The sequence below is a fragment of the Amycolatopsis taiwanensis DSM 45107 genome (genome assembly GCF_000519205.1).
In the GTDB taxonomy this organism is placed as follows: Bacteria; Actinomycetota; Actinomycetes; order Mycobacteriales; family Pseudonocardiaceae; genus Amycolatopsis_E; species Amycolatopsis_E taiwanensis.
The window spans coordinates 1-23,511 of sequence record NZ_JAFB01000053.1; the positions used below are offsets into that span (position 1 = coordinate 1).

Annotated in this window: 28 protein-coding genes; 11 read left to right on the forward strand and 17 right to left on the reverse strand. The window is 68.4% G+C overall.

Annotated elements, in window-relative coordinates:
* The first annotated feature begins 133 nt into the window (after nt 1-133).
* A complete protein-coding gene (locus A3CU_RS0132460) occupies nt 134-454 on the forward strand; it encodes a hypothetical protein (protein ID WP_027945763.1) in 321 nt (106 codons plus the stop codon).
* Between the two features lie 210 nt (nt 455-664).
* The gene (locus tag A3CU_RS0132465) at nt 665-883 is read left to right on the forward strand and encodes a hypothetical protein (RefSeq protein WP_027945764.1); all 219 of its coding nucleotides are present in this window, start codon (nt 665-667) and stop codon (nt 881-883) included.
* Between the two features lie 127 nt (nt 884-1,010).
* Here the strand turns inward: A3CU_RS0132465 and A3CU_RS0132470 are convergent, their stop codons facing one another.
* Nucleotides 1,011-1,916 carry a LysR family transcriptional regulator gene (locus tag A3CU_RS0132470; protein ID WP_027945765.1) on the reverse strand — a complete coding sequence of 302 codons (906 nt, stop codon included), beginning with the start codon at nt 1,914-1,916 and terminating at the stop codon, nt 1,011-1,013.
* Nucleotides 1,917-2,013: 97 nt separating this feature from the next.
* On the opposite strand from A3CU_RS0132470, the gene A3CU_RS0132475 reads away from it, so the two are divergent.
* Nucleotides 2,014-3,225 carry an MFS transporter gene (locus A3CU_RS0132475; protein ID WP_245617450.1) on the forward strand — a complete coding sequence of 404 codons (1,212 nt, stop codon included), beginning with the start codon at nt 2,014-2,016 and terminating at the stop codon, nt 3,223-3,225.
* A 10-nt stretch (nt 3,226-3,235) separates the two neighbouring features.
* Here the strand turns inward: A3CU_RS0132475 and A3CU_RS0132480 are convergent, their stop codons facing one another.
* Nucleotides 3,236-3,796 carry a TetR/AcrR family transcriptional regulator gene (locus tag A3CU_RS0132480; protein ID WP_245617451.1) on the reverse strand — a complete coding sequence of 187 codons (561 nt, stop codon included), beginning with the start codon at nt 3,794-3,796 and terminating at the stop codon, nt 3,236-3,238.
* A gap of 89 nt (nt 3,797-3,885) precedes the next feature.
* Here A3CU_RS0132480 and A3CU_RS0132485 point away from each other — a divergent pair, with 89 nt between their 5' ends.
* Nucleotides 3,886-4,776: a zinc-binding dehydrogenase gene (locus A3CU_RS0132485; RefSeq protein WP_027945768.1), complete on the forward strand. Its 891-nt coding sequence runs from the start codon at nt 3,886-3,888 to the stop codon at nt 4,774-4,776.
* A 116-nt stretch (nt 4,777-4,892) separates the two neighbouring features.
* Nucleotides 4,893-5,324 carry a DUF6924 domain-containing protein gene (locus tag A3CU_RS0132490; RefSeq protein ID WP_156960679.1) on the forward strand — a complete coding sequence of 144 codons (432 nt, stop codon included), beginning with the start codon at nt 4,893-4,895 and terminating at the stop codon, nt 5,322-5,324.
* A 170-nt stretch (nt 5,325-5,494) separates the two neighbouring features.
* Here A3CU_RS0132490 and A3CU_RS0132495 read toward each other — a convergent pair whose 3' ends face one another.
* Entirely contained in the window at nt 5,495-5,737 is a 243-nt protein-coding gene (locus tag A3CU_RS0132495) for an SCO4848 family membrane protein (RefSeq protein WP_027945770.1), read from the reverse strand.
* 132 nt (nt 5,738-5,869) lie between these two features.
* Here A3CU_RS0132495 and A3CU_RS0132500 point away from each other — a divergent pair, with 132 nt between their 5' ends.
* Entirely contained in the window at nt 5,870-7,081 is a 1,212-nt protein-coding gene (locus tag A3CU_RS0132500) for a D-alanyl-D-alanine carboxypeptidase family protein (protein ID WP_043843361.1), read from the forward strand.
* Nucleotides 7,082-7,191: 110 nt separating this feature from the next.
* On the opposite strand, the gene yhjD is transcribed toward A3CU_RS0132500, so the two are convergent.
* The 9 genes from yhjD to A3CU_RS0132545 all read right to left on the reverse strand — a co-directional run bounded on the left by yhjD (nt 7,192) and on the right by A3CU_RS0132545 (nt 16,539).
* Entirely contained in the window at nt 7,192-8,202 is a 1,011-nt protein-coding gene (yhjD, locus tag A3CU_RS0132505; RefSeq protein WP_027945772.1) for an inner membrane protein YhjD, read from the reverse strand.
* A 124-nt stretch (nt 8,203-8,326) separates the two neighbouring features.
* Nucleotides 8,327-9,214 carry a DUF2268 domain-containing putative Zn-dependent protease gene (locus tag A3CU_RS0132510; RefSeq protein ID WP_027945773.1) on the reverse strand — a complete coding sequence of 296 codons (888 nt, stop codon included), beginning with the start codon at nt 9,212-9,214 and terminating at the stop codon, nt 8,327-8,329.
* Between the two features lie 207 nt (nt 9,215-9,421).
* On the reverse strand, nt 9,422-11,002 hold the full coding sequence (locus tag A3CU_RS0132515) for an efflux RND transporter periplasmic adaptor subunit (protein WP_027945774.1): 1,581 nt from the start codon (nt 11,000-11,002) through the stop codon (nt 9,422-9,424).
* Nucleotides 10,995-11,774 (reverse strand): DUF5666 domain-containing protein, encoded by a 780-nt coding sequence (locus A3CU_RS0132520; protein WP_027945775.1) that lies wholly within the window; start codon nt 11,772-11,774, stop codon nt 10,995-10,997. Before A3CU_RS0132520 ends, A3CU_RS0132515 begins: the two co-directional genes overlap by 8 nt.
* Nucleotides 11,775-11,781: 7 nt before the next feature.
* Nucleotides 11,782-13,014 carry an ABC transporter permease gene (locus A3CU_RS0132525; protein ID WP_027945776.1) on the reverse strand — a complete coding sequence of 411 codons (1,233 nt, stop codon included), beginning with the start codon at nt 13,012-13,014 and terminating at the stop codon, nt 11,782-11,784.
* On the reverse strand, nt 13,011-13,721 hold the full coding sequence (locus tag A3CU_RS47845) for an ABC transporter ATP-binding protein (RefSeq protein ID WP_043843379.1): 711 nt from the start codon (nt 13,719-13,721) through the stop codon (nt 13,011-13,013). The genes A3CU_RS0132525 and A3CU_RS47845 overlap by 4 nt, the downstream gene beginning before the upstream one ends.
* Before the next feature lie 109 nt (nt 13,722-13,830).
* Nucleotides 13,831-15,096: an efflux RND transporter periplasmic adaptor subunit gene (locus A3CU_RS0132535; protein WP_043843363.1), complete on the reverse strand. Its 1,266-nt coding sequence runs from the start codon at nt 15,094-15,096 to the stop codon at nt 13,831-13,833.
* A 78-nt stretch (nt 15,097-15,174) separates the two neighbouring features.
* A complete protein-coding gene (gene trpS / locus A3CU_RS0132540; protein WP_027945778.1) occupies nt 15,175-16,203 on the reverse strand; it encodes a tryptophan--tRNA ligase in 1,029 nt (342 codons plus the stop codon).
* Between the two features lie 84 nt (nt 16,204-16,287).
* Entirely contained in the window at nt 16,288-16,539 is a 252-nt protein-coding gene (locus tag A3CU_RS0132545) for a hypothetical protein (RefSeq protein WP_156960680.1), read from the reverse strand.
* A gap of 257 nt (nt 16,540-16,796) precedes the next feature.
* Between A3CU_RS0132545 and A3CU_RS0132550 the strand changes: the two genes are divergently transcribed.
* From A3CU_RS0132550 to A3CU_RS0132570, 5 genes are all read left to right on the forward strand, one after another.
* Nucleotides 16,797-17,009, forward strand: a complete 213-nt coding sequence (locus A3CU_RS0132550) for a DUF2277 domain-containing protein (protein WP_027945780.1) — start codon at nt 16,797-16,799, stop codon at nt 17,007-17,009.
* Between the two features lie 66 nt (nt 17,010-17,075).
* Nucleotides 17,076-17,687: an ArsR/SmtB family transcription factor gene (locus A3CU_RS0132555; RefSeq protein ID WP_027945781.1), complete on the forward strand. Its 612-nt coding sequence runs from the start codon at nt 17,076-17,078 to the stop codon at nt 17,685-17,687.
* A gap of 180 nt (nt 17,688-17,867) precedes the next feature.
* Nucleotides 17,868-18,554, forward strand: a complete 687-nt coding sequence (locus tag A3CU_RS0132560; protein ID WP_027945782.1) for a hypothetical protein — start codon at nt 17,868-17,870, stop codon at nt 18,552-18,554.
* Nucleotides 18,551-19,015: an NUDIX hydrolase gene (locus A3CU_RS0132565; RefSeq protein ID WP_027945783.1), complete on the forward strand. Its 465-nt coding sequence runs from the start codon at nt 18,551-18,553 to the stop codon at nt 19,013-19,015. Before A3CU_RS0132560 ends, A3CU_RS0132565 begins: the two co-directional genes overlap by 4 nt.
* 14 nt (nt 19,016-19,029) lie before the next feature.
* Complete coding sequence (locus A3CU_RS0132570; protein WP_027945784.1) at nt 19,030-19,740, forward strand: SRPBCC family protein; 711 nt, start codon at nt 19,030-19,032, stop codon at nt 19,738-19,740.
* Between the two features lie 4 nt (nt 19,741-19,744).
* On the opposite strand, the gene A3CU_RS0132575 is transcribed toward A3CU_RS0132570, so the two are convergent.
* The 5 genes from A3CU_RS0132575 to A3CU_RS0132595 all read right to left on the reverse strand — a co-directional run bounded on the left by A3CU_RS0132575 (nt 19,745) and on the right by A3CU_RS0132595 (nt 23,300).
* The gene (locus tag A3CU_RS0132575; RefSeq protein ID WP_084144077.1) at nt 19,745-20,563 is read right to left on the reverse strand and encodes an exodeoxyribonuclease III; all 819 of its coding nucleotides are present in this window, start codon (nt 20,561-20,563) and stop codon (nt 19,745-19,747) included.
* 58 nt (nt 20,564-20,621) lie between these two features.
* Nucleotides 20,622-20,930, reverse strand: coding sequence for an SH3 domain-containing protein (locus A3CU_RS0132580; protein WP_027945786.1), 309 nt, complete (start codon nt 20,928-20,930; stop codon nt 20,622-20,624).
* 215 nt (nt 20,931-21,145) lie between these two features.
* Complete coding sequence (locus A3CU_RS0132585) at nt 21,146-22,369, reverse strand: NADP-dependent isocitrate dehydrogenase (RefSeq protein ID WP_027945787.1); 1,224 nt, start codon at nt 22,367-22,369, stop codon at nt 21,146-21,148.
* Nucleotides 22,370-22,543: 174 nt separating this feature from the next.
* On the reverse strand, nt 22,544-22,966 hold the full coding sequence (locus A3CU_RS0132590; RefSeq protein ID WP_027945788.1) for a type II toxin-antitoxin system VapC family toxin: 423 nt from the start codon (nt 22,964-22,966) through the stop codon (nt 22,544-22,546).
* Between the two features lie 28 nt (nt 22,967-22,994).
* Nucleotides 22,995-23,300, reverse strand: coding sequence for a type II toxin-antitoxin system Phd/YefM family antitoxin (locus A3CU_RS0132595; RefSeq protein WP_052372561.1), 306 nt, complete (start codon nt 23,298-23,300; stop codon nt 22,995-22,997).
* Nucleotides 23,301-23,511 lie beyond the last annotated feature (211 nt).

Sequence of the window (23,511 nt, forward strand, 5' to 3'; positions counted from 1 at the left end):
ACTGGAAGTGGATCAAGCAACGCTACCGCAGAAACAACAAGTGGTGTTCAGCACCGAACGGAGTGACACTCTTCGATCCCATATCGATGAAAATCGAACGCCACACCTGGCGCGGGAGCAAGATCGCCAACCCGTGGACCCACGCACTCCGAAACACCATCGCCTGACCGACTCGTGGAGAGCCGGATGCCGGGAAACTGGCACGTCCGGTTCGGCGGAGCGGCACGGGGAAACGACCCGGCGAAAACCGGGAACCGCGCCCCGTGCCGACTCCAACGACGTCGATGGCTGGAACTTCCACTACAACGGAACCACCAACGAGCTGACCGTAACGACCCCGACCGGACGCCTGCACACCACCCAGCCCGAGACCATCGTCAAACCCACCGTCGAAAAATCTGGCAGGTCCACAAAGGACGATCCACACGACGGCACCCAGGAGCCGCCCTTCTAAATTCAAGAACTCCTAACCTAAAGATCTTGAAACGGGTCTATAGCGGCAACGGTGTTCCAGTGTTGTCGGTCAGTAGGCCGGCCAGCGGTCGCCGAAGGCGGCCCAAAACAGGCCCGAGCCCGGTCGAGGAGTGCCCGAACTGGCTCGAAACACCATCTGATCAACAACTTATGCCGCTGACCCAGTCGGAACGCGCACCCGGCCCGTCCAGTGAACGTGCCCATCGGCGCGGTGACGCTCGCGCTCGGCACCGTTTCGCTGTTCCTGGCCGCCCGGCTGACCGCCCGGTTCGGGGTCCGCAAGGTGCTGCTCACCGGCATGTTCGCGCTGGGCACCGGACTGGCGCTGCTCAGCCGCGCGCCGCCCCTTCGCCCGGCGCGGTCCCTCGAGCCGAACGGAGCCGAGTCCACTGCCGAACCGGTGGCCTGACGAACCGACGCTCGCGACCGCCCGCCGGGTGCGCTCCCGGCGGGCGTCGCCTTGCCGCAACGTCGGAAATCCCAACATGTCCACAAAGGACGAGCACGGGGAGCGTGCTACCGCAGCTACGCAAGGGTCAGGACTCTGCACCCGGACGGGCCGAAGTGAACGTCTCCGCGAAGGCCCGGGCACGCGAGGGCCCGTGGATTCGGCGCCACACCAGGCCCAGGAACGAGTCCGGCAACCCTTCGACCGGGACGAAGACGATCGAGCGGCGGCGGTCGTGGTACTCGGCCGTCGAGCGGCACAGCAGCATCGCCCCACGATCGGCGGCCGTCAGGCTGAGGCCCTCCTGCAAGGTCTTGACGACCGGGCCCGCCGGGATCGGCACCCCGCCGGGAGTGTGGCTCGGCGCCTGGGCACGGCGCCAGTAGGTGGGGGCCACGTCGTGGACTCCGATCAGCGGTGTGCCGGCGAGGTCTTCCGCCGTCACGGAGGCGCGGGACGCGAACGGGTGGCGGGCCGATACCGCCAGGGTCAGCGGCTGCCGCGAGAACACCGGGCCGAGCACCAGATCCTGTTCCTCCACCGGGAGCAGCACCACGGCCGCGTCGACCTCCCGACGGCGGATCGGGCCGAAAGGGTCCGCGAGCGGGATCTCGACGATCTCGACGGTGCAGCCGGGATGCCGCTGCTCGAAGAGAGCGATGGCGCCGGTGAGGTAGTCGTGGGCAGTGCACTGGAAGCCGACCCGCAGGACGCCGCCGATGCCGCGTGCGGCGTCCTGGGCGGCCTCCACGGTGGCGCTCAACCGGTCGTACGCGGGACGCAGTCCGGCCAGAAACCGCTCACCGAGCGGGGTGAGCGACACCCGGCGGCTGGTGCGGGCCACGAGGGGCGCACCGATCCGGTGCTCCAGGGAGCGCAGCAGCTGGCTGACCCTGCTCTGGGAAACGTACAGCCGCTCGCCCGCCCGGCCGAAGTGCAGTTCCTCCGCAAGCACGAGGAATGCCTCCAGTTCCCGTATCTCCAAGCCGCCCATGCTTCTCCTTCCGGCGCCGGGATCAAGTAGCCCAGCTCATTGAAGGATGAGGGATTCGCTGTTGTTCCCGTAAGTCAAGATCGGTTGCCTGAAAGGCATGGCACAGACTGAGGAAGTCACGGCGGCGGAGGCCGGACGGCCGCCGGAAAGTCCGCCCGGGAAGGGCTGGCCGGGGGTGGCCGCGGTCGCGGGGGCGACCTTCACCGTGGTCACGTCCGAGATGCTGCCGGTGGGGCTGCTGACCCCAATCGGCGACACGCTGCGGGTGACGGAGGGGACGGCGGGGTTGACCCTGACCATCACCGGCCTGGTCGCGGCGGTGTCGGCGCCGCTGCTGACGCTCGCGCTGGGCAGGTTCGACCGGCGGGTCGTGCTGTGCGCACTGATGGCGGTGCTGGCGTTCGGGAACCTGCTCGCGGCCTGGTCACCGGAGTTCGGCGTGCTGGTGACGGCGCGGGTCCTCGTCGGTGTCGGCATGGGCGGCGTGTGGGCGATCGCGGCGGGCCTCGCGGTCCGGCTGGTGCCTCCCAGGTCGGTGACACCGGCCACCTCGTTGATCTTCAGCGGGGTCGCGGTGGCGTCCGTGCTGGGCGTCCCGGCTGGTACGTACCTCGGTGAACTGACCGGCTGGCGTGCGGCGTTCGCCTCGGCGGGCGGCTTGGCACTGGTGGTCCTGGTGGCGCTGGCCGTGCTGCTGCCGCGACTGCCCGCCGAGCAGGAGGTGCGGCTGGGCGGTGTGCTGGGGCTGCTGCGGGAGCCGCGGGTGGCTACCGGCCTCGTGGTGGTGGCGCTGCTGGTCACCGGGCACTTCGCGGCGTACACCTACGTACGGCCGGTGCTGGAGGAGGTGTCGGGGGCGAGCGCCGCACAGATCGGCACGCTGCTGCTGGTATACGGCGTGGCCGGGGTCGTCGGCAACTTCGTGTCGGGCGCCGGAGCGAGCCGTTCGCCGCGCGCGACGCTGTTGGTGATCTGCGCGGTGCTCGCGGCGACAGTGACGCTGACGCCGATGCTGGGCGGTTCGGTGCTGACGGCCGCGGCGCTGCTCGTGGTGTGGGGCCTGTCGTATGGCGGGGTATCGGTGACCACACAGACATGGCTGCTGGCGTCGGCGCCGCAGGCACGCGAAGGGGCGGCGGCCCTGCTCGTCGGTGTCTTCAACGGCGCGATAGCGCTGGGCGCCCTGTGCGGCGGACTCGCGGCGGACGGGGCCGGGGTGACCACCGTGATGTGGCTGGGCGGTGCGCTCGCCGTGGGTGCGCTGCTGGCGGTCGGCCTCGGCCGAGCCCCGGCGACGGGGCGGCTCTGAACTCGCAGGCTCACCTGTCGAGCAGGGTGCGCGCCATGGCTTGGACCGCTTCGGCGAAGGACTTGCCCTCGCGCTGCATGTGGCGGATCAGGTCCGCATCGAAGGTCGCCAGGATCGCGTGACTCAGGAAGTCCGCGTCGACGTCCGGGCGTTCCGCAGTGATCAGGTTCGCGATGTGCCGGGCCCAGAACCGGTAGCTCGGGTCTTCGTGCTTGTGGTCCGCACAGGCCACTTCGTGGGCCGAGAGCAGCGCGGCGTTCTGTTCACCGATGCCGGCCAGTTCGTGCAGAAACGCCATCAGCCGCTCGCGTGGCGGCGCTCCCGGGCCGAGCGGTGGCGGGCCGCCGGTGACGTTCTCGCGCAGTGTTCGGGAGCGTTCCTCCAGGAGTTCCCTGATCAGGCCCGCGCGGCTGCCGAAGCGGCGGAACACCGTGCCCTTGCCGACCCCGGCTGCCGCCGCGACCGCGTCGAGCGAGACGTGGTCGCCGCCGCGCTCCACCAGCAGTCGCTCGGTCGCTTGCAGCACCGCTTGTCGGTTGCGCGCCGCGTCGGCTCGCTCCTGCTTCGGCACATCCACTCCCAAGAACCGGACCGCCAGTCCGCTCTATGCTACCTTGAGACCAAGCGGACTGTCGGTCCGCATAACCTCAGGAGGAGAACATGCGAGCACTGGTCGTCGACCTCGAAGCGCCGAGGAAGCTGCGGATCGGCAATGTCCCGGAACCCGTCCCTGGGCCTGGCCAGGTGCTACTCGACGTGCACCACATTTCGCTCAACCACGGCGAAATCGCCTTCGCCGCGATGAGAGCGCCCGGCACCGTGCACGGTTACGACGCCGCGGGCGTCGTGATGCGGTCGGCCGAGGGGAGCCCGCCGGCCGGGGCGCGCGTGATCGCCTTCGGTGAGGGAGCCTGGGCGGAGCGGATGGCGGTCAACGCGGACGCCGTCGCCGAGGTGCCGGACCCGGTCGACCTCGCCGACGCCGCGGCGGTACCGATGGCCGGGCTGACCGCTCTGCGCGCGCTGCGGACCGCGCCGCTGCTCGGCAAGCGCGTGCTGATAACCGGTGCGTCGGGCGGGGTCGGGCGTTTCGCCGTGCAGCTCGCGCGGCTCGGCGGCGCGCATGTCATCGCGCAGGCGAACCGCCAGGATGGCTTGACGGAGCTGGGTGCACACGAGGTGACGTCCGAACTGGGCGAGCTAGGGCCGGTCGACCTGGTACTGGACAACGTCGGCGGGAAGATGCTCGTCGAGGCCTGGAAGCTGGTGAAGCCGGGCGGCAGCGTGCAGAACATCGGCTGGACCTCCGGCGAACCGGCGGTCTTCGAGCCGTACTCGCTCTTCGCGGTCGGACCATCGAAGTCGTTGAACACCTTCGGCGACGTCCACGCACCCGCGGAAGACCTGTCCACTTTGGCCGGTCTGGTGTCGTCCGGGCAGCTTTCCCCCGAGGTCGGCTGGCGCGGCTCGTGGGAACGCCTCGACGAGGCCGCCGAAGCCTTGCTTCAGCGCCGCGTGCCCGGCAAGGCCGTCTTGACCGTGCGGGAGTGATACGCACCCCGCTTTGATCTCCCTCGCGGGCGGGAGCAACATTCGCGGGCGGCAAGCTTGTCGAACGGCTCGAGCCCCGCAACGGCCCAAGAACGAAGGAAGACACCCCGATGAATATGTTGCCTGCGACCGAAGCCATGTTGGTGCTTCGTACCGACTTCTCGGATCAGGACGCATGGGAAGCCGTTCGCGCGGCGATCGGGGAGCCCGATGAGGACGGCTTCCTTGAAGACTACGACCACTTGGTGGAGTTTCTCGGCGATGCGTCCTACCGAGACGTTTCCCTGGAGCAGATCCTCGCGCTCATCCCGGACGGCTACCGGCACCCGATCCTCGTCGTGGTCGACAAGACCACGATCACCTCGGTGGAAATGCCGGTTGTGCTCGTCGACCTGAATGAACTGAACGAGGAATACGGCCGGACGTTCCGCGCTCTTCCGGGCGAGCTTCCGTTGATCGAAGTCAATCTCTCTATCGGCAACATGGACTTCTTCGAGTTCGCCGACTCTGCGGACGATGACGGTGTTTTCCGAGGCTTCTCCGATTGAGCAACACCAACGCGGCAGCTACCAACCGTGCACCGCATCTGCGGGTTACCTGCCCTTGCCGACCCGGCTTCGCCGCGCTCCGCCCGGCGGCGGCTTGCAGCACCGCTTGGCGGTTGCGCACCGCATCGGCCGAGAAGCAGCTCTCTGTCCGCGATCGGCCCGGGCGTGGGTCAGGGGGCCGGGGTGGCCGCCCGGCGCCGAGCGCGGAGACCGCGCCAGCCCAGCACACCGATGATCGTGCCGAGCACGAAGGACACGATCGTCAGGAGCAGGTGGACAACGAAGAACGAAGTGGCCGAGCCGTCAGGCGCCCAGGACTGGCTGCTCGCCCACAGGTTGCGCGCGAAGGTGATCCAGATGACCCACGACCACACGCCGAAGAGCAGCAGAAACAGCGAAACTCGTCGAGACATACTTCGGATGCTATGCAATGGCCGAGACCGGCACTCGCGCTAACCCACCCGGGTGGTGCGGGCCGGGACTATCCCCCGATCGATTCGATCTCTTCACCCGGTAGATAACCCGAGGTGGACTAACCTTTCTCGGTGCTTCGTTCCCGTTTCCCCCTGGTGCTCGTCCTGGCCCTGCTCTCCGGTCTCGCCGTGGTCACCGCGCCGGCCGCGTCGGCCCAGGGCGCCTGCCCGGACCATCAGGCCCCGCCCCCGCCGGTCGACACCTCGGAAAGACCCCCGCCCGGCCAGGCCGAGCCGGCGCCGCTGCCGATGCCCGCCGAGCCCGTCGGTGGCGCCCGGATGGGCGAGTGCGGGATGGTCTTCCCGGCCGGCGCCGCCACGCCGCCGGAGACCACCGCGGCCTCCTGGGTGGTCCAGGACCTCGACACCGGCGCCGTGGTGGCGGCGAAGAACCCGCACGCGCGGGAACGGCCCGCGTCGCTGATCAAGACGCTGCTCGCGCTGGTCGTGCTCAAGGACCTCGACCAGGACCAGGTGATCGTCCCGACGGAGGAGGACGCGACCCAGGAGTGCACCTGTGTCGGCATCGTCGCGGGCGGGAGCTACACGGTGGACCAGTTGCTGCACGGCCTGCTGATGCACTCCGGCAACGACGTCGCACACGCCTTCGCCACCGCGTTGGGCGGTGTGCCCGCCACCGTGCAGAAGATGAACGACCTGGCCGCGTCCCTCGGCGCCACCGACACCCGCGCCGCCACCCCGTCGGGTCTCGACGGTCCCGGCATGTCCACCTCGGCCTACGACCTCAGCCTGATATTCCACCAGGCCATGCGCCACCCGGAGTTCGCCGCCGCCGTCTCCACGAAGTCCTTCCAGTTCCCGGACGAACCGGGCAAGCCCGCGTTCTCGATCGTCAACGACAACAAGCTCCTCGGCGGCTACCCGGGATTCCTGGGCGGCAAGACCGGGTTCACCGACGACGCCCGCCACACCTACGTGGGCGGCGCGGAGCGGGACGGCAGGCGGTTGGCCGTGGTGATGATGCGCGCCGAGCAGCGCCCCACGATGGTCGTGACCCAGGCCGCCGAACTGCTCGACTACGGCTTCACGCTGGAGAAGGCGGGCGCCCAGCCGGTCGGCCGGCTCGTCGAACCGGCGAACCCCGCGGAAAAGGCGGCGGGTGCGCCGGAGCAGGCCGCGAAGGCGGGTGCCACGGCCAAAATCCCGGCCCGGGACCCGTTCGGCCTCCTCGGCTGGATGGTCACGCTCGCCGTCGCGCTGTTGATCGTGACGGGCTTCGTCATCGCGTACCAGCGGCGCCGGAAAACCGACTCGCCGTCGTAGGCGGCTGGTGACCTGAGCGGCTAGGGCGTAGGTCCCCGGCCCCGGGGGACGAATGCCCGGCGTTGACCGGCACGGAGGACACCTCCCCGAGGATGACCGCAGGTCGCGGGTTATCTGCGTGACCTGGAGCGCCGCGAAAGCCAGGCCAGTGCCGCGCCGGCGCCGAACGCGGCGACCACCGCACCGGCGCCGGCACCGCGGCGCACGTCGACCCGCGGGCGGATCACCACCGGCGGTGGCGGCAGGAAGTCGACGACGACGTTCTCCTGTGCCGTGGCGGTCCACGCGGTGACGTAGAGGAGGAACCGTGAGACCAGGTTCGCGAAGATCAGCAACCCGATGATCGGACCGAACAGGGCGCTGGCCGGGGACGAGATCACGAACGTCAGGAAGACGCCGGCCGCCTGCTTGAGCACCTCGAACCCGATCGCCGCGATGATCGCGCCCTTGATCGCGCTGTGCGCCGAGACCCGTTCGCGGGGCAGCCGCGAGAGCACCCACAGGAACACCAGCATGTTGGCCAGCAACGCCAGCACGATGGTCGCGACCCGCAGCAGGAACACCGCCCAGCCCTGGTCCTGCAGGCCCACCAGCCGCAGCAACAGGTTGCCGACCAGGCCCCCGACGGCGGTCAGGCCGAACGAGACGACCAGGGCGAGGCCGAGTCCGACGAGCGCGACCAGGTCCTTGAGCGTGGTGGAGACCAGGGGCAGCTTCTTGCGTTCCTGGCCCCACTGCGCGGTGAGCGCGTCCCGGAGGTTGGTCATCCACCCGAGGCCCGAGTAAAACGCCAGCAGCAGCCCCAGAATCCCGGTGGTGCCGCGGGCGCTGAGGGCACTGTCCACGAGCTTGCTGAACAGGTCGCCCAGGCCCGGGGGCGCGGCCCGCAGAATGCCGTTACGCAACTCGTCCAGCGCGGTCGCGTTGCCCGCAACAATGAAGCCCGCGACCGAGAAACCGACCATCAGCAGGGGAAACAGCGACAGCACGCTGAAGTAGGTGATCGCCGCGGCGTAGTGGTTCCCGTAGCGCTGGTTGAACGCGTCGTTCGCCCGAAGCGCGTGATCGAACCACGGATACTTCCTGCGCAGCCGGGGAACCAGCTTTTCCTTGTCCGCCACACGGGGAAGTTAGCGGCGCCCCCGGACACACCGCAAAACGGTCCCCGCCTCGTTTGGAGCAAGGGTGATTTGCTACGGATAGTTTCCGTAGCAACGCTAGCCGCGACTGGGCGTCGAGAAGTTCCTAGGGCAGCCGCTTGAGTGCGGTGTCGATGACCTCCCGGCTGTCCGCCAACAGTGCCTCCGCCGCCGAAAGGCCCGTCGCGGTCAGATAGGCGTCGACAAGGCGGTTGCCCACGGCGTATCCGGCACCGGTCGGCAGCCCGACCGGAGTCGCGCCGAACCGGACGGCGCTCGCATCACCGTGCACCCACGCTGTGAAGTTCTGCATGCCGGTCACTTCCAGGCCGGAGACGACTTTGGCGAACACCTCATCGTCGTGCAGATGCGGCACGCCGATGCGGGCGTACCCGAGCTCGTCGCCGTAGAGCTGGCGGGCGAACGCGTCGGCCAGCCCCTCGGACACCACCTGCTCCCCCACCGTGACCGTCGCCGGATCCCACACGACAGCGCCCTTGCTGTAGCGGAGGTTGTGGTTCAACTCGTGCACCGCCGTCGCCTCCAGCCGTGCCAGGTTCTCCGGGTATGGCCAGAAGTTCAGGAACACATACCCCGACACGCTGCCGTTCGCCATCATGCCCAGGCTCGGGCCCATGAAGTGTTCATCCGCGGAGTCACCGAGGACGATGAGAACGGTGATGTCCGGCACCGTAATGCCGGGAGTTGCCGCGAGTTGCACGGCGAGGGCGTCGTCGAGCGCGCGACTGATCCGGCCCCACGCGTCGGCGTTGTGCAACTCCTCCAGCGCCTCCTGGCACCGCTCTCCGTCGCGGTCGAGCGGGAAGCCCGAGCTCATCTGGTGCATCGCGACGAGATCGACCTCGCCCGGGAAGTACCGGTACATGCCGGCGGCGGGCTCCAACATGGCCCGCAGGAGAGCGGACCGGCCGGCCTGAGGCGCCCGCAGAATCTCCCGCATCGCCGGGTAAGTGTCCAGAACCGTGATTGTCACGCTTTTCCTCCGCGGGTTTGCGCGCCACCGCGATCGTGTCGACAGGGCGCTCCTTACGAGACAGGCTGGGGCAGCTCAGCTCAGCGCCCTGCCGCCCCGATAGCGGACCAACAGGGCGCGCTCAGTGGTGACGCTGATTGCCGCGACTTGCTTCGTGGGTGTCCTGCCAAAACGCTAAACTCTCCAGCGACAGGAGACTCAAGCCTTTTAACCTCCCCCGCCGGGGCGGGCGCCACCGCCACCGCCATTCACGCCGCGCGAGCCGCCACCGCCGCCGAAGGCACCCCGGTTGCCGTTGGGGTTCGAACTGGGCAGCGGCTGGCTCAGGTCCGCCAGCACCACCTGTTCACCCGCGACCAGGCCGGACTGCACCTCGGTGACCGACGGCCCGATGACGCCGACGGTGATCCGGCGCGTCTCCGGCTGGCCGTTCACCAGCACCGTGACCGACGCGTTCGCGCCTTCCAGGTGTAGCGCGGATGTGGGCACGGTCACCGCCGCGTTCGCGGTACTCGTGATGATCGACACCGATGCGGTCGCCCCCGGAAACAGTTGCTGCGCCGACGAAGGCAGCGAGATCGTTACCGGGTAGCTGGGCGAGCCGGAGGACGTGGTGCTCGACAACAGTCCGATGGACGTGACCTGCCCGGTAATCGGCGTGCCGCTGCCATCCGGCGTTACGATGGCCTGCTGCCCCGGCTTGATTTGCCCGGCCTGCGTGTCGCTCACCGCGGTGGTCACCTGGTTCGCACCCGGCCCGTTGACCACGATGTGCCCTTCGCCGGACTGCTGCCCGACGGTGAAGCCGATCTGGGCCACGGTGCCGTCGATCGGACTGACCAGCGTCGCGGCGGCGAGGTTCTGCCGTGCCACGGCGACCTGGGCGTTCGCGGCGTCGATCGCGGCCTGGTCGGCGGCCAGTTGTTCAGCCGAAGCCGGCTGGCCTCGCGGGGCTGAAGACGAGCCGCCCGAGGGGCTCTTCGGCACTCCGCCCTTCGACGTGGAACCCTTCCCCGGCGCCGGTGTCTGGCTCGGCCTCGGCGTGGTGCCCGGTTCAGCGGCCGCGAGAGCCTTCGAAAGCGCATCAGAAAGCGCATTCTCCGCATTGAAGAGCCGCTTGCCGTCGTCGGCTGTGGCACTCTGCGCGTTTTGTGCGTCCTGGATCGCCTTGGTGCACGCGTCGACTTGATCCTGGCTCGGCACGGTGGTCGATTTCGCGCTGTCGCCGCTCGGCGGCGCGATGACCTGCTGGCAGGCATCCTCTTCGGTCTTGAGCAGTGCCGACGCCTTCTGCAGGTCCTGGTCCAGCTTGCTCTGTGCCGAAATCACCGCGTCCTGCAACGACTTCAGGTCCGGCGCAGGCGCCGCCGTCGTGACGTAGGCGGCCGGTGTGGCGTGGCCCGCCGCACCCGACGCGGCCGAGACCTGACCCGACTGGTCGCCGGCCAGCCTCGCCTGCGCACCGGCCAAAGTGGACTGTGCGGTGGCCAGTTGGGTCGCCAGCGACGTGGTGTCCAACTGCGCGAGCGCCTGCCCGGCCGTCACCTGCTGGCCCTGCTGCACGCCGACCGAGGAGACCTGGCCGGAGATCGGGAAGGCGACCGTGGCCTGGCTGACCGGCTGAATGGTGCCCGTGGTGTCGAGCGTCGCGGTCACCTCGGCGCCGGCGGCGGTGGCCGTCCGGTAGCCCCCGACCGGGGAGCCCGAAGCGGCCCACACCGTCACCCCGCCCCCGGCCACCACCACGAGCGCGACGATCAGGAGTATCCGGCGCAACCGCCTACCCATTGCCGTTCCCACCGTTGTTCGTACGCTGGCGACCGCCCGCACCACAGCCGTTCGGCCCGGGCTGGCTGATCGCGATGGTCCGCGCGGTCACCGCACCGGTGTCGTCGGTCTGACCGGTCGCCGCGACACATTCGCCGACCTTCAACGCGCCGGAGTCCGCGGACACGCTCTTGGCGTAGGTGGTGTTCGCGTCGACGGTGACCTGCACGTCGGTGGTCGCCCCGGTCTGCTGGTTGTCCTCCTGCACGGTGAACCCGTTGCCGGTCATCGCGGTCACCTTGCCCGCGGCCGGGCGGGCCCCGTTGGCGCCCGACGGCCGTGGCGCCCGGCTGCCGCTGGGAGGCCGCTGGCCGGTGCCGTTGCGCGGCTGGGCTCCGCCGCCGAACCCACCGGTGCACCCGTTCGCGGTCGCCGTGCTGATCTCCACGTTCCGCGCCAGCATCGGCTGCCCGGTCCCGGTCACGACCACGCACGAGCCCTGCGTGACGTCGACCAGCGTCGCGGACACGCGGTCGGTGAACGTTGTGGCGCCGGAGAAGTTGACGGTGACCTGGCCGCTGGAGTTCTGTACCTCGATGTTGGCCGCCGTCACCTCGGCAACCGTGCCGGAGGCGGCCGGACCGCCCCGGCGGGCCGGGTTCGGCGGCTGCTGCCGGCTGCTGGGGGCGGCCGTGCCGGAATTGTTCGAAGAACCGCAGGCGGCCAAGCCCAGCACGAGCGCGCCGCCCAGTGCAGTGGCCACGGTGGCCGTGACCAGTCGATTCACGGGCATTGTTCTCCTATTCACTGCGCAGAGCGTCGATCGGCGCGAGCCGGGCGGCCCGGCTCGCCGGATAGACGCCGAACACCAGGCCGATCGCGATCGCGGTGAGGATCGCGATCACGGTGGCGGACGGCGAAATGGCGATCTCGATTCCGACGAGGTGTGGCAGGATCAGCGCGCCGATGATGCCCAGCAACACGCCGAGCAGCCCGCCGGCCAGGCCCAGCACCGACGCCTCCACCATGAACTGGCGGCGGATCACCACCGGGCTCGCGCCGACCGCCTTGCGCAAACCGATCTCGCGGATCCGCTCGGTGACCGAGACGAGCATGATGTTCATGACGCCGATTCCGCCGACCAGCAGGGAGATCGCCGCGACCCCGCCGAGCAGCAGGGTCAGCGTCTGAGTCACCGAACTCGCCGTGGACAGCAGGGATTCCTGGCTGGCGATGGTGAAGTCCGCGGACGCGCTGTCGGTGATGTGGTGCAGGGCCAGCAGTTCCTGGTTCGCTTCCTGGTAGGCGGCGGACAGCGTGTCCGATGTGGACGCCTGGAGGTAGATGGCCTGCACCGAAGACCGCGTCGAGCCGCCGATCAGCCGGTCCGCGGCGGTGCTGATCGGCACGATCGCCTGGTCGTCCTGGTTCTGCGCGGCCGAAGTTCCGGCCGAGGTCAGCACGCCGACGACGGTGAACGGGATCGAGTTGATGGTGACCGTTCGCCCCACCGCGTTCGCGGTGCCGAACAGTTGCTCGGCGGTGGTCGGGCCGAGCACCACGTTCGCGGCCTCGCTCGCCACGTCCTGATCGGTGAGGAACCGCCCCTCGGCGAGGGTTCGCGCCCGCACCGACTGCCAGGGTGGGGTGGTTCCGACGACCGAGGTGGTCCAGGTGGTGGCGCCGGCCGCGAGTGAGGTGTTACGCGTCGTCGTCGGCGCCACCGCCGCGATGTCCGGCGCCACACCGGAAACGGCCAGGGCGTTCGCGTCGTGCACGGTGAGGGTGGTCGCGGATCCGGCCCCACCGCGCACCCCGTTGGTGCCGGTGGTGCTGCCCGGTGTGACGACGAGAAGGTTCGTCCCCAGCGCGTTGATCGCCGAGGTGACCTGTGCCTGCGCGCCCTCGCCGAGGCCCACGGTGAGGATCACCGCGGCGATCCCGATCAGGATCCCAAGCATGGTGAGGCCCGAGCGCAGCCGGTGGGAGCGGATCGCCTCCAGGCTGGTGCGCAACGTTTCCAGCCAACTCACTGTTCCTCCGCGAGTTTCCGCTCGATCGAATCGGACTCGATCAACCCGTCGCGCAACCGCACGACGCGTCGGGCGTGCCGGGCGACGTCCTCTTCGTGCGTGATCAGCACGATCGTGTGGCCGTCGGAGTTCAACTCGTCGAACACCGAGAGCACGTCCGCGGTGGCCGTCGAGTCCAGTGCGCCGGTCGGCTCGTCGGCCAGCACCATGGACGGCCGGTTGACCAGCGCCCTCGCCAGCGCTACCCGGGACTGCTGGCCGCCGGACAGCTCGTTGGGCCGGTGCTCGAGCCGGTCACCAAGGCCCACCCGCTCCAGCAACTCCACCGCCCGCGCCTTTCGTTCCGCGCGCCGCAGGCCCGCGTAGGTCAGCGGAAGTTCGACGTTGCGCCAGGCCGTCAGCGCGGGCAGCAGGTTGAACTGCTGGAAAACGAAGCCGATGCGGCGGTTCCGAACCACCGCGAGGTCCAGTTCGGACATATGGCTGACGTCCTCGCCGGCGAGCCGGTAGGTGCCGCTGGTCACCGTGTCCAGGCAACCCATGATGTGCATCAGGGTCGATTTGCCCGATCCGGACGGACCCATGATCGCAACGTAGTCACCTTCGTACACGTTTAGCGAAACACCGCGCAGCGCCTCGACTTCCACCACGCCGGTGGAGTAGACCTTCCACAAGTCGTGGATTTCGACCACCGGCGCGGGAACCATCACCACGCCGCCCGCCTGGTGACCGGCGCTTTCCCCCAGAGTGTGGATGTTTTCCGCGACTGGCGGCCAGTTTTCCGGTTCGTAGGTGTTCGATGTTCCCGGCATGCCCTCAGCCTCCGAGCCCACCGATGACGCCTCTTCCACCGCCCGCTCCACCGAGTCCACCGCGCCCGCCGCCACGGCCGCCGTTACCGCCGGCGCCGCCGGGCCCGCCGCCTCGTCCGCCGTTGTTGGCGCCGGTTCCGCCGTTACCGGCACCGGCCGGGATGTCGATCACGACCTGGTCCCCTTCGGACAGTCCATTCAGGACTTCGGTCAGCCCGCCCGAGGTCATTCCCGTGGTAATCGGACGGCTCACCCGCTGGTTTCCGTTCATGACGTCCACGGACGGCTGCCCGCCGGTGAAGTGAACGGCTGCGGTCGGCACGGTGAGCACGTCCGTCAGTTGCTTGACGATGATGGACACGGTCGCTCCCGCGCCGGCGATCAGGCCTGGCGGGTTGCCGGTCACGTCGATGCTGATCGGGTAGGACGGCACCGATGAGGAGCCGGACGCCATCACCGCGACGGAGGCGACCGTGCCGTAGACCGGCGTGGTCGAGCCGTTCGGCGTGATGACCGCCTGCTCACCGTTCTTGATCTGGCTTATCTCGGTGTCGTCCACGCTCGCGTCGACGAGGTAGGAATCGGTGGAGATGACCACGATCTCCGCGGTGCTCGAACTCGACTGCGATGACGACGAGTTGTTGTTGCCCGTCCCCGGGTTTCCGCCTGGATTCTGGGAATTCGACCCGTTACCGGATGAGGAGGACGAAGCCGATGAGCTGGACCCGCCGGCGGAAACCTGCTGGCCCACGGTCAGGTTCACCGCGGCCACGGTGCCCGCGATAGGCGAGGTCATGGTCGCCTCGCCGAGCGCGTTCTGCGCGTTGGTCAACTGGTTCTGCGCCGCTGTGATCGCCGCCTGGTCCGCGTCGATCTGCGCGGCCGACGCGGCGGTGGACTGGTCCGCGGACAGCTTCGATCGGGCCGAGGCGAGCGAGGAATCGGCCTGGGCGACTGTCGCCTGTAGCGACGCGGATTGGACCGTCGCCAGGGCTTGGCCGGCCGCGACCTGCTGGCCCACCGTCACATTGACGGCGGTCACCTGGCCGGACACCCCGAAGTTGAGATCGCTGCGCTGGGCCGGTTCGATGGTGCCCGAGGAGGACACCGTCTGCCGGAGGGTGGTGACACTGGCCGGAACCAGCCGGAAGCTCGGCTGCGCGCTGGCCGGCCGGGTGGCGAGCCAGGTGGCGACACCCCCGGCCGCGATCACCACGACCACAACCGAGACGACGACCGATCGTCTTTTCTTCAGCAGTCTGGGGAGCACCGCCGAAGCATGTCGGGTGATTGTGAAACCGCACTGAGAAAGTGCGCGGAATTCCTGTGAATTGGGTGTGTATTACCGCTAGCCGACCGGGGGCAGGAACCCGATCCGGTCATAGACGACCGAAAGTGTCCGGCTGGCCACCTGCCTGGCTCGCTCCGCTCCCCGGGCCAGTACCTTGTCCAATTCGGCAATATCGTCCAAATAGGAGTTAACGCGCTCCTGGAACGGCGTGATGAACTCGACGAGGACCTCGGCGAGGTCCTTTTTGAGATCGCCGTAACCCTTGCCGGCGTAAGCCGATTCCAGGTCTTCCACCGAACGCCCGGTGAGCGCCGAGTAGATGGTCAGCAGGTTCGACACCCCCGCCTTCTGCTCGGGGTCGAAGACGATCTCGCGGCCGGTGTCGGTGACCGCGGACCTGATCTTCTTCGCCGACCGCTTGGGGTCGTCCAGCAACTCGACGATGCCGTTGGGCGAGGACGCCGACTTACTCATCTTGACGGTCGGGTCCTGCAGATCGAAGATCTTTGCGGTGTCCTTGACGATGTGGGGCTCCGGCACGATGAAGGTCTTGCCGAACCGGTGGTTGAACCGCTGGGCGAGGTTGCGGGACAGTTCCAGGTGCTGGCGCTGGTCCTCACCCACCGGCACCGCGTCCGCCTGGTAGACCAGGATGTCGGCGGCCTGCAGGACCGGGTAGGTGAACAGGCCGACGCTCGCCCGGTCGGTGCCCTGCTTGGCGGCCTTGTCCTTGAACTGCGTCATCCGGCCGGCCTCGCCGAACCCGGTCAGGCATTCCAGTACCCAGGACAGCTGCGTGTGCTCGGGCACGTGGCTCTGCACGAACAGCGCGCTGCGGTCCGGGTCGACGCCGAGCCCGAGCAGCTGGGCGGCGGAGACCCGGGTGCGCTCGCGCAGCACCTTGGGGTCCTGCTCGACGGTGATCGCGTGCAGGTCGACCACCATGTAGAAGGTCTCGTGCGTGTCCTGCAACTTCGGCCACTGCCGGAGAGCGCCGAGGTAGTTGCCGAGATGGAACGAGTCGGCGGTCGGCTGGATCCCGGACAGCACCCGCGGCCGGGCGCCACTTTCCCTCACTTCGGACACGCCCCCATCCTCTCAGGTGCCGCCGCGCGTTCCACCGGGGGTTCCGCTGGGGTCCAGTCGGGCGTTTCCGGAGCCGGGCCGAACTCAGGCGGTGTGGCGGTAGGGCGCCAGCGCGGGGTCCTCGACCGGCACCGGGACCGGCTTGACCTGCTGCTGGGCGGCGACCTGCGACTTGCGGCGCTGACGCAGCACGCCGAGTGCCATGCCGATGACCCCGAGCGCCACGGCGGCCAGGCCAACCGGTCCGAGCAACCCGAAGGAGCTGATCTCCGCATCGGTCTGGGGTGCGTTCTGGGCGGCGCCGGCAACACCGGTGCCGGCTACGAGCGCGGTCACCAAGACCGCACTTACCGACAGCAGACCAGTAGTGAACCGTAGGAACGGACTTTTCCGGTCGTGCACCGTCGTGCCTCCCCGACGAGATTGCCATCCAAAAGTGGGTCACCCTAATGGGCCGATATTGCCAAGAGAAAGCTACCGAGCGTGTCAAGCCCTCGGATTGTTGATCACTTGGCGGGCAGAGATTAGCGTCTATCCGAGTGGCCTCGACACCGGGTCCGGGGAAGCGACATGACACGGCGCAGAATGTGGTCATGTGCCGCAGCATCAAGACGCTCCGCCCGCCGTACGCCGAGCAGGTGACCAGCACGGACATCCGCGCCGCCGCCCTGCAGTACGTCCGCAAGGTCTCCGGCTTCCAGCGCCCCGCAGCCCACAACGCCGAGGTGTTCGAGCACGCCGTGGATGCCATCGAACGGGCCACCACCGAACTGCTCGCCTCGCTCCAGGTGCGGGGAGCCCGGTAGCCGCCCGGGACCACCGACAGCTTCTCCGGTATTGACAAATTTTGTTTTCGGTGTGACGGTGGTCCCATGCTCGAAGTAGCCGTGATCGATGACCCGGCGGCCGCCGAGGTCACGCTGGAACCCATCCGGGCCAAACTGCTGGCCGCGCTGGCCGAACCCGGCTCCGCGACCACGCTCGCGCCCCGGCTCGGCCTGTCCCGGCAGAAGATCAACTACCACCTGCGCGCGCTCGAACGGCACGGCCTGGTCGAGCTCGTCGAGGAGCGGAAGAAGGGCAACGTCACGGAACGGGTGCTGCAGGCCAGCGCCGCCTCGTATGTGATCTCCCCGACCGCGCTCGCCGACGTCGCACCGGACCCGGGCCACGCCCCGGACCAGTTGTCCGCCCGCTGGCTGCTCGCGCTCGCGGCCCGGCTGGTGCGCGAGGTCGGCGAACTGATCACCGGCGCGACGGCCGCCCGCAAGCGCCTGGCGACCTTCGCCATCGACTCCGAGATCCGGTTCGCCAGCGCGGCCGACCGCGCCGCCTTCGCCGAAGAACTCAGCACGGCCGTCAAGGATCTCGTCGCCAAATACCATGACGAAAACGCCGAAGGCGGCCGAAAACACCGTTTCGTGGTCGCGCTGCATCCCAGTCTCAAAAACAAGAAGGAGAACAATAATCCAAACGCGAGCTGAGCACGCTTGGTGACACACCACACGCTGTGCCTCGTAGGGGCTCCGCCCCACACCCCGGCTGGGGCAAGCCCCTGCGTGGACGGGGAGGCAGGCCGCCATCGTGGTCAACCGGCAGCCGGCGATGAGAAGTCACGGCCTGTCCACCCGAACACGTTCCGAAAAACTTAGGAGTAGGAAAGAATGCCCAAGCAGTTCGAGATCCGCCGCGAGGTCGTGCTGCCCGCCACCCCGGAGCAGGTCTTCGAGGCAGTCACCACCGGGCAGGCGAACTGGATGTTCCCCATCCCCGCCGCGCCGGCTCCCCAGGCATGGGAGCCGCCCGGGCGGTTCGCGGTCCGACAGGATGGCGAAGACGGCTGGTTCAACGCGCTGGAGTACCTCATCGAAGCGCGTGAAGGCGGCACGGCGGTGCTCCGCTACGTGCACAGCGGCGTCTTCACCGACAACTGGGACGACCAGTACGACGGCGCGAGCAAGCACACCGACTTCTACCTGCACACCCTCGGGCAGTACCTGGACCACTTCGCGGGCCGTTCGGCCACCTACGTTTCGGTTTCCGGCCCCGACTCGTCGCAGAAGCCCGACGCGATGGAAACCCTCAAGCGGGCGCTCGGCCTGACCGGCGAGTCCCGCGAAGGCGACGCCGTGCGGATCGACCTGCCGGATGGCCGGATCGACGCCGTGGTCGATTACCTCAACCCGTACTTCGTCGGCCTCCGTGGCCCGGAGGCGCTCTACCGCTTCTTCGGCCGGAATCACTTCGGCGGCACCGTCGACGCGGCACACCACCTGTTCGACGAGAACACGGGTGGCGAAAAGGCCGAGCAGTCCTGGCGCAGCTGGCTGGAAGAAGTGTTCGCCGGGTGACCGGGAAACACAGCGCCGGAATCCTGTTGTACCGCTTGGAGAACGGCCCGCAGGTTCTGCTCGGCCACATGGGCGGGCCGTTCTGGGCACGGCGGGACTCCGGCGCCTGGTCTGTGCCGAAAGGCGAATACGAGCCGGACGAGGACCCGGAAGCCGCGGCCCGCCGCGAATTCGAAGAAGAACTCGGACTCGCGGTACCCGCGGGCGAGTTGACCGAACTCGGCACGGTGCGCCAAGCGGGTGGCAAGGTTGTCACGGTCTGGGCGCTGGCCGGGGAGATCGACCTTGATCGGGTCGTGCCCGGAACCTTCGAAATGGAATGGCCGAAGGGGTCGGGCCGCATGCGGGAATTCCCGGAAATAGACCGGGTTTCCTGGTTCGGCCTCGGGCAGGCTCGGGAAAAGATCGTCGGCGGCCAGCGGGCCTTTCTGGATCGGCTGGCCGAACTACTGGAAAGGTGAAGCGAGTAACTACCATGGTGCGAGAATTCGAACTGCGCAAGGAAGTGGTGCTCGAATCCAGCCTGGAGCAGGTGTGGCACGCGATCGCGACCGCCGAGGGTAACTCGGTCTGGCTGTTTCCCACCGGGGACCTCCACCCCGACGACCCCAGTGTGACCACCTGGGATCCGCCGCGTCGCCTGGCCGTGCGCCTGCCCGCGGCGGACGACGGGTCCACCCAGTCGTTCGAATACCTCATCGAGGCCCGCGACGGTGGAACCACGGCACTCCGCTTTGTCCACAGTGGAATTCTCGGTGATGACTGGCACGATGAGTACGCCGACATGACGAGCATCGGCTGGGACATGTACCTGCATACGCTCAGCGAGTACTTCCGCCACTTCCCGGGCCGCGCGGCCACCTTCGTTGCGGCGGAAGGGCCGGCGGTCTCGGCCGCCGAGGAAGCCTGGCCGAAGATGTTGCTTGCGCTCGGCCTGCCCGGCACCCCGGAGATCGACGAGGTCGTCCGGCTCACCCCGGACGGCCTCGCACCGATCGAAGGCGTGGTGGACTACACCGGGCCGTCGTTCCTCGGCCTCCGCACGGCGGACGCGATGTACCGGTTCCATGGCCGGGCCCAACTGGACATGCCGATCGCCGTGGGCCACCACCTGTACGGGCCGGACGTGGACCCGGACAAGGCGTGCGCCGGCTGGCAGGACTGGCTGTCCCGGGTTTTCGCCTGACGCTTCAGCGCGGAAAGCCCCAGTCGAAGGTGGCGGTCACCGGAGCGTGGTCGGACCAGCGCTGGTCATAGCTCGCCGCCCTCTCCACCACTACCGACGTGCACTTCTCGGCCAACCCCGGGGTCGCACACATCAGGTCGATGCGCCAACCCGAGTCGTTGTCGAACGCCTTGCCGCGGTAGGACCACCACGTGTAGGGGCCCGGCCCTTCGGGGTCGAGCTTGCGCTGCACGTCGACGTAACCGGCATCGTCGAACACCCGGCCCAGCCAGGCGCGTTCCTCGGGCAGGAAGCCGGAGTTCTTCCGGTTGCTGCGCCAGTTCTTCAGGTCGATCTCGGCATGCGCGATGTTCCAGTCACCGGCGACGATGACCTCGTTGCCGGCGGCTTCGGCCTTGCCCCGGAGCTCGATGAGGTAAGGCAGGAACGCGTCCATGAACCGTTCCTTTTCATCTTGCCGGGGCGTTCCGACATCACCGCTCGGCAGGTACAGGCTGGCCACCACCAGTCCCGGCAGGTGCGCCTCGAGGTAGCGCCCGCTGTCGGCGAACTCGGCTTCGCCGAAGCCGATACGAACCTCCTCCGGTTCGACGCGGCTGTACACCGAAACGCCGTTGCGCCCCTTGGCCACGCACGGGGCGTGGTGGGCATGCCAGCCTTCCGGCGCCGCTACGTTCGCGGGGAGCTGGCTGGCATCGGCCCGGACCTCCTGGCAGGCGATCACGTCCGAACCGCTGGCCGCGAGCCATTCGACAAAACCCTTTTTGGCCGCGGCACGCATGCCGTTGACGTTCACGGTCGAAACGGTAAGCACGATCCGCAGGTTACCCCGTCGCGACCGGCGGATTCGTTTCCGGCGCGGTGCGGTCCCGCCGACGGCGTCAGCCGCAGTTGGTCCCCTGGACCGGCTGGAGGAACTCGGCCGAGGCCCACTTGTTGTCCGCGAGCTTGCGGAACCCGTTCTGCACCTGGGTCTCGGCCGCGGTCTCCGCGTTGTGGTTGAACTTGCCGACGATCTGGGAGTTCGGGTCCGGAGCGGCTCGGACGTTCAACACGTCAGCGGTCACGGTGACCCGGCACCCGGTCGCGGTGCCGCCACTCTGGGAGGCAGCTCGCCGGTCCGTGCCCATCACATAAATGAGCCCGATGCCCGCCAGCACGGCGATGATGATGACAACCCGCTTGTTCACGGATGCTCCTCGCCCAACCGGAAAAGTACCCAGGCAAGGGTAGCCAGAGCGGCCGGCTCACGGACAGGTCCGGACGGGCAAAACCACTCGGCTGGGCCCCGGCTTAACTACGCTGGGTGCACGCACGCCGGGGTCTGGAACATGTGACCGGAACCCACCCGGCGCGGTCGCCTTGGCGGTACCTGACCGCCAAGGCGACCGCGCCGGGGCGGGTCTCAGCTGTTGGCGATCTTCTTCGCCAGGTTCTGGTCCAGCGTCGCGAGGAACTCCTCGGTCGTCTGGTAAGGCTGGTTCTTGCCGACCAGGAGCGCCAGGTCCTTGGTCATCTTTCCGCTCTCGACGGTCTCGATGACGACTCGCTCCAGCTTGTTCGCGAACCCGATCAGCTCCGAGTTCCCGTCGAGCTTGCCGCGGTGCTCGAGGCCCCGGGTCCACGCGAAGATCGACGCGATCGGGTTGGTCGAGGTCGGCTTGCCCTGCTGGTGCTGGCGGTAGTGCCGGGTCACGGTGCCGTGCGCGGCCTCGGCCTCGACGGTCTTGCCGTCCGGGGTGCGCAGCACCGACGTCATCAGCCCGAGCGAGCCGTAGCCCTGCGCGACCGTGTCGGACTGCACGTCGCCGTCGTAGTTCTTGGTGGCCCAGACGTATCCGCCCTCCCACTTGAGCGCGGCGGCGACCATGTCGTCGATCAGCCGGTGCTCGTAGGTCAGGCCCTTGGCGTCGAAGTCGGCCTTGAATTCCTTTTCGTAGATCTCCTGGAACACGTCCTTGAACATGCCGTCGTAGGCCTTGAGGATCGTGTTCTTCGTGGAGAGGTAGACCGGGAAGCCGCGGTCGAGGCCGTATCCGAGCGAGGCGCGGGCGAAGTCCTCGATCGACTTGCGGTAGTTGTACATCGACATCGCGACGCCGCCGCCCTCCGGGTAGCGCGCGACCTCGAACTCCATCGGTTCGGAACCGTCATCGGGCGTGTAGGTGACGGTCAGGGTGCCGGGACCGGGCACCTTGAAGTCGGTGGCGCGGTACTGGTCGCCGTGCGCATGCCGGCCGACGATGATCGGCTTCGTCCAGCCGGGTACCAGCCGCGGAATGTTGGAGATGACGATCGGCTCGCGGAAGATCACGCCGCCGAGAATGTTGCGGATGGTGCCGTTCGGGCTCCGCCACATCTTCTTCAGGCCGAACTCCTCGACCCGCGCCTCGTCCGGGGTGATGGTGGCGCATTTCACGCCGACGCCGTGCTTCTTGATGGCGTTGGCGGCGTCGACCGTGATCTGGTCGTCGGTGCGGTCCCGCTCCTCGATGCCCAGGTCGTAGTACTCCAGGTTCACGTCCAGGTACGGGTGAATGAGCTTGTCCTTGATGAACTTCCAGATAATCCGGGTCATCTCGTCGCCGTCGAGTTCGACGACGGTGCCCTCGACCTTGATCTTGGCCATGAGCAGCGGTGCTCCTCTCGCGGATCCTCGCGGTTGATTTCTCGGCACGGCTAACGGTACAAGCGTACTGCTAGAAGGGCGCCGATGCCCCAAGTGGTGACGAACGCCAGTCTCACAGTTTCCCACCGGCCCGCTTTTCCGCCCCAGGTGCCGTACCGCTCGCCCCGGAGCCGGTCAACCCGCGTTCGCCGTGGCCATCCCGAGCTGCCGGCAGGTCGCGAGCAACTGCTGGTCGCCGCTGACCACCACGACGTCGTCACCGACGAACCGCCTGGCCGACGCACAGTGCACCGCGGCGTATCCGCGCAGGCCACGGTGGCGGGCCAGTTGGGCGGCCTCGTGTACCAGCGCCTCCCCCACGTTGACCACATCCAGGTGGTCCCAGACACCGTCGAGCAGCTCGACCGCATCGCGCCACTGCTCGTCGGTCAACCGGCCCGCATGCCGCGCCTGGGTCAGCACGGCGGACGCCTCGACATAGAGCAACCGGCTGGAGACCCGGGCAGAAGCCGCGCCCCACAGGCGCCGAACGCCGGGCGTGCCCGGCTGCTGGAGCAGCAGCGGCAACAGGGCCGAGGTGTCGAAATAGGCGATCATGGACCCCCTCCATGGGTTCGCATCGGGCTCACCGGCACTGGCCGGCGACGAGATCGCTGACCGGCCCCGCGCCGTGGATCGGCTCGGGCAGTGCCTCGCCGGCCTTCCGGGCGGGGGTGACGACACCCTGGGCGATCAGCTCTTCCAGGGTGGAGCGGGCCTGCTCGATCGGCACGATGCGCGCGATCGGCCGGCCGTGCTCGGTGACCGTGACCGCCTTCCCCTCCTTCACCTCGTCCAGATACCGGCTTAGGTGGTTACGCAGCGAGCGGATGCCGACCTCGATCGCTACGGCCGGCCAGGCGATGTCGGGCCGGAGGTTGGGCTCATCCATCGGACCCCCTCTCTTGTCGTCAGTGCTGCCAGTGTCGCCATGTGAGTCATTGTAGCCACTTTCCAAAGTTGAATGTAGCCACTTTTTCGGCTACCGTCCAGAACGCAGCTCCACCACCGCGAACCGGCGAAGGGCCGGAGCGTGTCTCAAAGTCCGTGTTTCCGCCCGAGGTGACCACGGGCGCGCGCCGGAGGCCTCGGATTTGGGGAGG